A 12,070-nucleotide genomic window follows, 5' to 3' on the forward strand; every position below is an offset into this window, starting at 1 on the left:
AAATTTCAATCTATGAGATTACACAGAAATCTTGTTTTTGCCGTAGTAGACACCCTGAATTTGGTATTTAATGAAGGCAAATATGCAGATAAAGAACTGGCTAACACATTAAAAAGAGATAAGCGTTGGGGATCAAGAGACCGCAGTTTTATAGCCGAAACCGTTTACGACATTGTACGCTGGAAAAGACTTTATGCCGCAATTGCAGAAGTTAAAGAACCTTACAGCAGGCCTAATTTATTTAGGTTATTCGCGGTATGGGCAACCTTAAAAGGAATCGCTTTACCTGACTGGAAGCAACTAGAAGACACCCCTACAAGACGAATCAAAGGTAAGTTCGACGAGCTCTCTCAAATTCGTGTTTATAGAGAGTCTATACCAGACTGGTTAGATCAAGTTGCGGTTCAAGAAATGGGCGAAGAAAAATGGTCTAAAGAAATTGCCTCGCTCAATAAAACTGCTCCAGTAGTTTTACGTACCAACAAGCTTAAGATAGATTCAAAAAACCTTCGCGACCTTCTATTTCAAGAAGAAATTGAAGCTCGAAGCATTCAAAATTACCCCGATGCCTTGGTGCTTGAAGAAAGAACCAATGTCTTCAAAACCCAAGCTTTTAAAAATGGTTTCTTTGAGGTGCAAGATGCTTCTTCGCAATTGGTGGCTCCATTTTTGCAAGTTGAACCTGGTATGCGCGTAGTTGACACTTGTGCGGGAGCTGGCGGAAAATCTCTACATTTAGCAGCACTAATGGAAAATAAAGGCCAGATTATTGCGCTAGATATTTACGGTAATAAATTAAAAGAATTAAAACGAAGAGCTAAACGAGCCGGTGCTCACAACATTGAAACCAGAACTATTGAAAACAATAAGGTTATCAAAAAACTGCACCAAAAAGCCGATCGTGTTTTGATTGATGCTCCTTGTAGTGGCTTAGGTGTACTAAGCCGGAATCCTGACACAAAATGGAAATTACAACCAGAGTTCCTAGATGAAATTAAATCCGTTCAACGCGAAATATTAAATAATTATTCAAAAATAGTGAAGTCAGGAGGAAAATTGGTCTATGCAACCTGCTCTATACTCCCTTCCGAAAATCAGCAACAAGTCGAATTTTTCTTGAATTCTGAGGCAGGAAAAGACTTTACTCTAGAGGACCAAAAAATAATTTTAAGTTACGAATCCGGTTATGACGGATTTTATATGGCACGTTTAATTAAAAAATAGAAATGAAAAAACTTTTACTTCTTAGCTTTTTAGCAATCGGATTTTTGGTAAACGCACAAGCGCCTGCAGGATATTACAGCAGTACTCAAGGCAAAACAGGCTTTGCACTAAAAACCGAATTAAGTCAAATTATTAGTAGCGGTCACAATGCGCAAAGTTATGGTGCACTTTGGACGGCTTACCAAACTTCGGATGTAGACACTTACTATGAAAACGATGGCAGTGTTTTAGATATCTACTCAGAAAACCCAAGCAGCACAGACCCCTATAATTTCGTATTTGGGTCAGACCAATGCGGGAATTACAGCGGTGAAAGTTCTTGTTATAACAGAGAGCATTTATTCCCGAAGAGTTGGTTTAATGACCAATCGCCAATGTATACAGACATTCACCATATCTACCCTACTGATGGTTACGTAAACGGGCAACGAGGAAATTTCCCTTTCGGGGAAGTAAATAACGCGAGTTGGACGTCGCAAAACGGATCAAAAAAAGGAAATAATACCTACAACCATCCCAATGCATACAACGGCACTGTTTTTGAACCTATTGACGAGTTTAAGGGTGATGTTGCAAGAGTTTGGTTTTATATGGCTACCCGTTATGAGAGTCAAATTGCAGGATGGGAAAACAACACCTCCCAAAGTGATGTAGCTTTAAATGGAACCTCAACTCAAGTTTTTGAAGATTGGGTATTGGCTATGCTTTTAGAATGGCACAATAACGATCCTGTTTCTCAAAAAGAAATAGATCGCAACAATGCCGCTTTCAACTTTCAGGGAAACCGTAACCCATATATCGATAATCCTGCTTGGGTAAATCAAATCTGGAATCCGAATCCAGACAATCAAGCCCCTACCGCACCAACAAATTTAGCGGCAAGCAATATTACTTCAAATAGTGTAATACTAAACTGGACCGCTGCTACAGATAATGTTGGGGTAACCAGTTACCAAATTGAAGAAAACAATCAAATTGTTCAAACTACAGCTAACACACAAGCTACCGTTACCAATTTGAATCCGCAAAGCACTTATAGTTTTATAGTTAAAGCTTTAGATGCATACGGCAACGTTTCTGCCGCAAGTAATGCTGTAAACGTTACCACACTGGATGCACCGGTTATCATCTTTAGTGAAGATTTTGAAGACTGCAATAATCTTAATTTTATAAGCGTTTCAGAACAGAGCGCTCAAGATTGGGAGTGCCTTTCTCAATACGGCGAAAATAATTCAGGAGCTTACCAAATGAATGCCTATGCAAATGGTCAGCAATACCCAAGTCTTGATTGGTTGATCACAGATAGTCCTATAGACTTTAGTAATTTAAGTCAGGCTCAACTTAGCTTTTTTACTGCAGCAACTTTTGGAAATACGCCTTTGAATTTAGTATATAGTACAGATTACACACCAGGAAGTACACCAAGTAATGCCACCTGGACGCCTGTACCTAACGTAAATATTCCTATGTTTAGTGGAAGCGGTAGTACGATTGAAGAGAATACTTTTAGTAATATCGATATACAAGGAATCGCAGGTAACGCTTACTTAGCTTTTAAATATGACACTACCAATGGTGAAGATGCTACGCGTTGGACAGTAGATAGTTTTTCTATTACCGCTAAAGCAACCGCTGGTTTGTCAACTACAAGTTTAAAAGCGCAAATTTATCCCAACCCCAACTATAATGGAGTGCTGTTTGTTGAGCTTAGCAATGCTCAAAGCTATGATTATGCTCTTTACGATTTAAATGGAAGGTTAATTATAAACAAACAAAACGCAAATACCAGAAACATTAAGCTTCCTCAACTAGAAGCTGGTATCTATCTGTTTGAAATTAAAAGTCAGCAGCAACGCGTAATTAAAAAGCTAATTTTAAATTAATCCTTAAATTAATTGCACAAAAAAGCCATTAGTTAAAATGTAACTAATGGCTTTTTTATTTTAAGCATTGAAATACGTACTGTCCCAAACGGCCGAATTAAAATTCTTACCCATTTTAAATCCGTAAAACAAAGCAAGACCAACTATCCATTTAAAAATAAATAGACTCAAAATTCCGGTTTTGAAAAAATCTATTCCTGTATCAAATATGACCAATGAAATTAGATTACCCATAAGCAGACTAACAGCAGCCAATAAAAGTAAAAAATTTTCTAAGCTCTTCAACGGCCACATCAACAGCTTTCGAAATGCATTCAAATCATTTCCCCATTTATGCACCAAATAATAGTATCCGTTTCCTAACGGAACAAAAAGTAGAGGGTCGTCGGCATTTCTCAATTTAAACCAAGAAGCGGGGGCCATTATCTTATAAGCATTCAACTCGGTTTGATGCTGCTGCTCTAAAGCTTTAATCTTAATCAGAACTTCTTGAGGAAGCCTTTTTTTATAATAAAAACTTGGCAAAAAACGCAACCTATAAGTGGTACATATAGATTTTATATGTTCTTGATGAAAAATTCTGTCTAAATCCAACTCATCAAAATTTAAGCGATTTATTTTTTCTTGTGAGTGATTTGTAAGTAGGCGCTTTTTAATTTGTTCATCTTTTGAAATTTCTAATTCCAAATGTTTCTTAATGACTTCTAGATGTTGATTAAAAAGAGGATTTTTTTCTCTGTTCTTCCTTAATTCAATTTCTAAATTTACCGATTTCCATCCCATCTGCATTCAACTTAAATTGATCATACTTTTAAAATTAAAAAAACCTCATTTAATATTTAAATTTTTAACTACAAATATTTTTAAAAAAGTAAATTTGCAAGACATTACACAACACATTATTTAACTTTTTACTATGATAACTTTTTTTGGGCAAGCATCAGACAAAATTTATGCGGTACACACCAAACAAAACTTGCCTCCCCAAGATTTAGAAAAATTAAGCTGGCTATTTGGCGAACAACCTATGCTTGAAAATAAGCAAATTGAAGCAAGCTTTATAGGCCCTCGTGCGGCAATGATTACCCCTTGGAGCACCAATGCCGTTGAAATAACTCAAAATATGGGGATTACGGGAATACTCCGTATCGAAGAATTTATAGCCGAAGAATTGGCAAGCCAGGTAGATCCCATGCTTTCTCAAAAATATGAAACTTTAAATCAGTCTATTTTTGACATTGATGTAAAGCCACAAGGCATCATTGTGATTAAAGATATTCAAAAGTTTAACGAAGAAGAAGGTTTAGCGCTAAATGCGGAAGAAGTAACTTATTTAGAAGAACTTTCCGAAAAATTAGAAAGACCTTTAACCGATTCTGAGGTATTTGGCTTTTCGCAAGTCAATTCAGAACACTGCAGGCATAAAATTTTTAACGGCACATTTATTATTGATGGTAAAGAAAAAGCGGAGTCGCTGTTTAAATTAATTAGAAAAACATCTGAGAAAAATCCAAATGATATTGTTTCTGCCTACAAAGACAATGTTGCTTTTATTTCTGGGCCACGTGTAGAACAGTTTGCACCTAAAACCGCTCACCAACCCGATTTTTACACCCAAAAAGAATTTGATTCTGTAATTTCTTTAAAAGCAGAAACCCACAACTTTCCTACCACAGTAGAACCATTTAATGGAGCGGCAACTGGAAGTGGTGGAGAAATTAGAGATAGACTAGCCGGAGGTAAAGGCTCTTTACCGCTGGCAGGAACCGCTGTTTATATGACTAGCTACAGTCGATTGAATGATCAAAAAAGTTGGGAAAATGAAATCCCCCAGAGAGATTGGTTATACCAAACCCCAAAAGATATTCTTATCAAAGCCTCTAATGGCGCATCAGATTTTGGAAATAAATTTGGTCAGCCGCTTATCGCTGGCTCGCTTCTTACTTTTGAGCACGAAGAAAACGAGCAAACCCTGGGTTATGATAAGGTTATAATGTTAGCCGGAGGTATTGGTTATGGTAAGAAAGAACAGGCTTTAAAAGACACCCCAAAAAATGAAGACAAAATTGTTATTCTTGGGGGTGAGAACTACCGCATTGGTATGGGAGGGGCTGCTGTTTCATCGGCCAATACCGGAGATTTTAGCAGTGGTATCGAGTTAAATGCCATACAACGCTCTAATCCAGAAATGCAAAAAAGAGCTGCTAACGCCATTCGTGGAATGGTTGAAGCCGATTTTAATCCTATTGTTTCTATTCACGATCACGGAGCTGGCGGACATTTAAATTGCCTAAGTGAATTAGTAGAGGAAACAGGAGGTAAAATAGATTTAGACAAACTTCCTGTTGGAGACCCTACCCTTTCGGCCAAAGAAATAATTGGTAACGAGTCACAAGAAAGAATGGGATTAGTAATTGGTCAAGAACATATTAAAATCTTAGAAGAAGTAGCTTTGCGAGAGCGTTCTCCTATGTATACGGTTGGTGAGGTTACCAATGACCACCAATTTACCTTTGAGGGGAGCAAATCAAAACAAAAACCCATGGATCTCGCATTAGACGATATGTTTGGAAGCTCTCCAAAGACCATTATGCAAGATAATAGCGTAAAAGCTAATTATCAAGATGTAGATTATCAAGCCGATAAGGTTTATGAGTATACCAAGCAGGTATTGCAGTTAGAAGCTGTGGCTTGTAAAGATTGGTTAACCAATAAAGCTGACCGTTGTGTTACCGGGAAGGTAGCCAAACAACAAACGGTAGGCGCATTGCAATTACCCCTAAATAACCTTGGAGTTATGGCACTTGATTATAAGGGTAAACACGGTGTAGCCACAAGCATTGGGCACTCTCCTATCTCAGGTTTAATCGACCCCGTAGCCGGAGCTAAAAACTCAGTTGCCGAAGCTTTAACCAATATGGTATGGGCACCTTTAGAAAAAGATTTAAAATCGGTTTCGCTATCGGCCAACTGGATGTGGCCCTGTAATAACCCCGGTGAAGATGCTCGACTGTATGAAGCTGTTGAGGCCCTTTCTGAATTTGCAATCGATTTAGGTATAAATGTACCTACGGGTAAAGACTCTTTATCGATGAAGCAAAATTATAAAGATAAATCGGTTCTATCTCCAGGTACAGTTATTGTTTCGGCTGCCGCACATTGCAACGCCATTCAACAAGTAGTTGAACCCGTACTACAAAAAAACGCTGGTAGTATTTACTACATGAATATGAGTCAAGACTCCTTTAAATTGGGCGGGTCTTCGTTTGCTCAAATATTAAATAAAGTGGGACAAAATGCTCCAAGTATTCAAGATAGTAGCCAGTTTAAAAGCATGTTTAATGCACTGCAAGATTTAATCAAACAAAATTTAATCGTTGCAGGACACGATGTAGCCTCAGGTGGACTACTCACCACATTACTCGAAATGTGTTTTGCAGATCAAGATTTAGGAGCACAAATCGACCTTAGCAATTTAAAAGAAAGTGATTTAATCAAAACCCTTTTCAATGAAAATTCGGGTGTTGTTTTTCAGACTAAAAATGCTTCCGCGGAAGCGATTCTAGAAAAGCATAATGTTGAGTTCTTTAAAATAGGAGAAGCTAACTCATCAGCCGAGCTCGCAATCAAACACTTCAACACACAGTTAAATTTTGATATAGGTACTTATAGAGATATCTGGTATAAAACCAGTTATTTATTAGATCAAGAACAAAGTGGTAAACAAAAAGCTCAAGAACGCTTTGAAAATTATAAAAATCAAGCTTTAAATTTTAGGTTTCCCGAGCATTTTACCGGTAAAAAACCCCACATAGTTAATGACAAACCTCGTATTAAAGCCGCCATTATACGCGAAAAAGGCTCTAATTCTGAGCGCGAAATGGCGCAAGCTATGCATTTGGCTGGTTTTGATGTTAAAGATGTGCATATGACCGATTTGATTTCGGGTAGAGAAAATTTAGAGGATATTCAATTTATAGCCGCAGTAGGAGGGTTCTCTAATTCGGATGTACTGGGTAGTGCAAAAGGATGGGCCGGTGCCTTTTTATACAACGAAAAAGCTAATACTGCTTTAAAAAAGTTCTTTGACAGAGAAGATACTTTATCTTTAGGAGTATGTAACGGTTGCCAGTTATTTATAGAATTAGGACTAATAAACCCAGATCACGAGCAGAAGCCAAAAATGCTACATAACGACTCGCATAAATTTGAATGCAATTTTACTTCGGTAACTATTCAAGAAAACCAATCGGTTATGCTGTCGAGTTTAAGCGGTAGTACCTTAGGAATTTGGGCGGCACATGGCGAAGGTAAATTTAGTTTCCCGTATGCTGAAGACCGCTATAATATAGTAGGAAAATATGCTTATGATGCCTATCCTGCAAATCCTAACGGATCTGATTTTAACTCGGCAATGTTAACCGATGAAACTGGACGCCATTTGGTAATGATGCCGCACTTAGAGCGCTCAACCTTTAGCTGGAATTGGGCACATTATCCTAAAGACCGCAAAGACGAAGTAAGTCCGTGGTTAGAAGCTTTTGTAAATGCGCGTAAATGGTTAGAAAAAAAATAAATTTATTTCATAATTATTTGTAATAAAACGCAGGGTAAAAACCCTGCGTTTTTGGTATACAATCCACACAATTGTAGAAAAAAACCACAATTCACAAAACCACCATTACCACTAACTTACTGATAAACAATTAAAAACAACTACGGCAAGCCTATTGAATATTCTCTTTTCAAAAAAGAAACAAAATGAAAGAGAAAAGAAAACAAGATTCGGCTTATCAATCCAAGCCAAAAGAATCCTCACCAAAAAAATCACTTAAAGCGGCAATGGTAATTGGCATTACCTCTTTATTGCTTTTGCTTGCATTATTTTCAAACATTTATTTTAACGATTACTTTGAAGCAATACACCTGAGTCGAATTCAAAATCTATTTGGAAAAAGCATTTGGATAATTGGCTTAGCATTATTGGGCCTTAACATCAGTTTTTTAATTTATTTATTGGTATTATACCTCAAGTACGAACCTGTGCTGCCTTCTTCTAATCAAGAATTACCAAAATGTACGGTTATTGTGCCCGCTTATAATGAAGGAAGTTTGGTTTATAAAACGCTACATAGTTTGGTAAATAGTGACTATCCCGCCGAAAAACTTCAAATAATAGCCATAGATGATGGCAGCCAAGATGATACTTATGATTGGATGATAAAAGCCAAGCAAGCTTTAGGCGAACGCATTCAGTTATTGAGACAAGGAGTCAACCAAGGAAAACGGCAAGCGCTTTACCGTGGGTTTCATTTGGCAACGGGTGAAATATTTATAACAGTAGATAGCGATTCGGTAGTAAAAGAAGATACTTTACGACAAATGGTGAGTCCGTTTATTGATAATCCCACCTGCGGTGCCGTGGCAGGAAATGTAAAAGTACTCAATAAAGACCAAGCGCTTATACCCAAAATGCTACACGTGAGTTTTGCTTTTAGTTTTGAGTTTGTACGTTCTGCGCAAAGTGTTCTGGGTAGCGTGCTATGTACACCAGGAGCTTTATCGGCCTACCGTAGAAAAGCAGTTATGAAATGTTTAGATAGCTGGATCAATCAAACTTTTATGGGAAAACCCTCTACCATCGGAGAAGATCGAGCTATGACAAATATGATTTTAAAGCAAGGCTATACGGTTAAATTTCAAAAAGATGCTTGGGTATATACCAATATTCCCGAGCGTTATAAAAATTTATATAAAATGTTTATTCGCTGGGAACGTAGCAACGTACGTGAAAACATCGCTATGAGTAAATTTGCATTCACTCAATTTAGAAATTCAGGAAAACTAGGACCTCGTCTACTTTTGCTCCATCAATGGCTAAAAATAATCATGGCTTACCCAATGATTTTATTAATGCTTTTTTTAGTAATTAGTTATCCTTTGGTATTTTTAACCTCAACTCTACTGGGTGTACTTGTTTTTTCAAGCATACAAGCTCTATTTTTTGCCAAAAAGCATAATTTTAAAGAATCTGTCTGGGCTTACCCCTATAGTTTATTTTATGCCTTTACTTTATTTTGGATTACCCCATATGCCATTGTCACCGCGAGTAAAAGTGGTTGGCTTACTAGAGAACTTACTAAATAAATAAAAATTCAAAACCCTGGTTAAAATTAATTAGCTGGGGTTTACACTAATATTATTTAATTTAAAATAAGTTTTGTGTCATAAATTCAGCCTTATTTAAAGAAAACTTATTTTTTTTAGTTACAAGAAATAAAATTACCGAGTTAATTTACTATTTTGCAATAGACAATTTTATCTTATAGACTATGACATCGGTAAAAAGACTTTTTGATTTTCCTGCTTACCAACTGGAAAAATACAACTTGGAAGCAGCGTTAATCACCAAGAAAAATGGAAAATGGATTGAAACTTCTACTAAAGAATACTTAGACAAGGCAAATCAAATCAGTAGGGCCTTGCTCAAAATGGGTGTAAAGCCAAACGATAAAATTGCTATTATCTCTACCAATAATCGTACAGAATGGAATATTGTAGATATTGGTGTTTTACAAATAGGAGCGCAAGACGTGCCCATTTACCCAACCATCTCTGAAGAGGAATATGCGTATGTTCTTAATCATAGTGAAAGCATATATTGTTTTGCATCAGATAAAGAAGTACTTGATAAAATTGAAAAGATTCGAGACAAAGTACCACATTTAAAAGCTGTTTATACCTTTGACGAAATTGCGGGTGCACAGAACTGGCAAGAGGTCTTAGATTTAGGTAAAGATGATAGCCATCAGCAGCAGGTAGAAGAAATCAAGCAGAAAATAGATGAGAATGATTTAGCTACAATTATTTATACTTCGGGCACAACGGGAAAACCTAAAGGAGTTATGCTTTCGCATAAAAACATTGTAAGCAATGCTCTAAATAGTTCTACAAGGCTCCCTATGGATGAGGGAATTCAAAAAGCGATTAGCTTTTTACCCGTTTGCCATATTTATGAGCGTATGCTTTTATATATGTATCAATACAATGGGGTAAGTATATATTATGCCGAGTCTATTGATAAAATCAGTGACAACTTAAAAGAAGTACAACCTCATGTAATGTCGGCGGTACCGCGTTTGCTTGAAAAAGTATATGACAAAATCATTGCCAAGGGGTCTGAACTGAGTGGCATTAAAAAGAAATTATTTTATTGGGCCGTAGATTTGGGTTTAGCTTTTGAACCCTATGAAAAAAATGGCTGGTGGTATGAATTTAGACTCAACATTGCACGTAAGTTGATTTTTAGTAAATGGCAAGAAGCTCTAGGTGGCCAACTAAAAGTTATTGCTTCTGGAAGTGCAGCACTTCAACCACGACTAGCTCGTGTATTTAATGCTGCAAATATCAAAGTGATGGAAGGCTATGGTCTAACAGAAACTTCACCGGTGATTGCGGTGAATGATACCCGTGACCGCGGATTTAAAATTGGTACCGTAGGAAAACCAATTCCAGAAACAGAAGTAAAAATTGCCGAAGATGGAGAAATTCTTATCAAAGGTCCGCAAGTAATGCTTGGGTATTATAAAGATACCGAAAAGACAAAAGAAGTTATGCAAGGTGATTATTTTTGTACGGGAGATATAGGAGAAATTGATGCAGAAGGCTTTTTAAAGATTACAGATCGTAAAAAAGAGATGTTTAAAACTTCGGGTGGGAAATATGTGGCTCCCCAAATCATTGAGAACACTATGAAACAATCTCGATTCATAGAGCAAATCATGGTAATTGGTGACGGCGAAAAAATGCCCGCGGCTTTAATACAACCAAATTTTGAATTTATAACTGATTGGGCTAAAAGAAAATCTATTGATTTAGGTAATGATCAAGCATCTATTGCGCAATCTACAATGGTACAAGAACGCATACAACAAGAAATTGATTTCTATAATAAGAAATTTGGAAAATGGGAACAGGTAAAAGCGTTTCGCCTTACACCAGATACATGGACGGTTGAAGACGGTCACCTTACTCCTACCATGAAAATGAAACGAAAACAAATCAAAGAAAAGTATCAAAACTTATACAACCAAATTTACCAATTTTAATCCTGCTACTTAAAGCCATATTAAGCGATTAAAAAATAAAAATCTAGAAGCTAATGCAGACCAAAACCCGTTTCGATGAGCGGGTTTTTTTTATTATTACATTTTAAAATGAGGTCATAGTTATGATTAAAGGACAAATCAAAATTAAAAAATCAGCCATTTTTAAATTTTTACCATAGTTTTTTTCGTTCAAATTCCCATTTGAGCTGAAGCATTAAGCTCTAGTCACTTAATAAGGTAGTTTCTATTTATCTTTTTTCAACCTGAAACAAATTCAATGGTTCTACTTCCTTTTAGAATGAAATAATTTCTTTAAATTTATAAACAAACGAAATAATAATTTACTTATATACTATGCGTGCATAATATTTTTTTATTATCTTTGAGAGAATCAAATTTAATATGAAAGACAAAACAATCGACTATCTCTTACGAGCCACTTGGATTGCAGTGGCTAAGATGTACAATGAGGAAGCTAGTAAAAAGGGAAGCACCATGGCTACCGGATTTGCCTTATTAAATATTGATCCTGAAGAAGGGACACCTTCTACCTCTCTAGGACCCAAAATGGGAATGGAGGCAACCAGTCTTTCTCGTACTTTAAGAAGTATGGAGGATAAAGGGTTAATTGTACGCAAAAAAAATCCAGAAGACGGAAGAAGTGTCCTTATTCAATTAACCGATTTTGGTAAAGAAATGCGCATCTTTTCAAAGCAGGTGGTGCTTAAGTTTGATGAGGCCGTACATCGCGAAATAAATCAAGAAGATTTGGACACTTTTAGCAGAGTTGCCCAAACAATTATGGACTTGATCAACAATAAAAAAATTTATAAAAAACAAATTCCTTCAAAATGA

7 protein-coding genes are annotated in these 12,070 nt (G+C 36.5%); 6 read left to right on the top strand and 1 reads right to left on the bottom strand.

The window, feature by feature from the left end; translation table 11 throughout:
* The first annotated feature begins 12 nt into the window (after window positions 1-12).
* Complete coding sequence (locus tag ACFSQ0_RS06915; RefSeq protein ID WP_379046083.1) at window positions 13-1,224, top strand: RsmB/NOP family class I SAM-dependent RNA methyltransferase; 1,212 nt, start codon at window positions 13-15, stop codon at window positions 1,222-1,224.
* A gap of 2 nt (window positions 1,225-1,226) precedes the next feature.
* A complete protein-coding gene (locus tag ACFSQ0_RS06920; protein ID WP_379046086.1) occupies window positions 1,227-3,107 on the top strand; it encodes an endonuclease in 1,881 nt (626 codons plus the stop codon).
* A 60-nt stretch (window positions 3,108-3,167) separates the two neighbouring features.
* Here the strand turns inward: ACFSQ0_RS06920 and ACFSQ0_RS06925 are convergent, their stop codons facing one another.
* Window positions 3,168-3,890, bottom strand: a complete 723-nt coding sequence (locus ACFSQ0_RS06925; protein ID WP_379046089.1) for a hypothetical protein — start codon at window positions 3,888-3,890, stop codon at window positions 3,168-3,170.
* 133 nt (window positions 3,891-4,023) lie between these two features.
* Here ACFSQ0_RS06925 and purL point away from each other — a divergent pair, with 133 nt between their 5' ends.
* The 4 genes from purL (at window position 4,024) to ACFSQ0_RS06945 (ending at window position 12,070) form a co-directional block, all read left to right on the top strand.
* On the top strand, window positions 4,024-7,683 hold the full coding sequence (purL, locus tag ACFSQ0_RS06930; RefSeq protein ID WP_379046092.1) for a phosphoribosylformylglycinamidine synthase: 3,660 nt from the start codon (window positions 4,024-4,026) through the stop codon (window positions 7,681-7,683).
* 185 nt (window positions 7,684-7,868) lie between these two features.
* Complete coding sequence (locus ACFSQ0_RS06935) at window positions 7,869-9,254, top strand: glycosyltransferase family 2 protein (RefSeq protein ID WP_379046095.1); 1,386 nt, start codon at window positions 7,869-7,871, stop codon at window positions 9,252-9,254.
* Window positions 9,255-9,439: 185 nt separating this feature from the next.
* Window positions 9,440-11,215, top strand: coding sequence for an AMP-dependent synthetase/ligase (locus ACFSQ0_RS06940; RefSeq protein WP_379046098.1), 1,776 nt, complete (start codon window positions 9,440-9,442; stop codon window positions 11,213-11,215).
* A gap of 402 nt (window positions 11,216-11,617) precedes the next feature.
* Window positions 11,618-12,070 carry a MarR family winged helix-turn-helix transcriptional regulator gene (locus ACFSQ0_RS06945; RefSeq protein WP_379046101.1) on the top strand — a complete coding sequence of 151 codons (453 nt, stop codon included), beginning with the start codon at window positions 11,618-11,620 and terminating at the stop codon, window positions 12,068-12,070.

Source organism: Mesonia sediminis (assembly GCF_042684705.1).
GTDB lineage: Bacteria > Bacteroidota > Bacteroidia > Flavobacteriales > Flavobacteriaceae > Mesonia > Mesonia sediminis.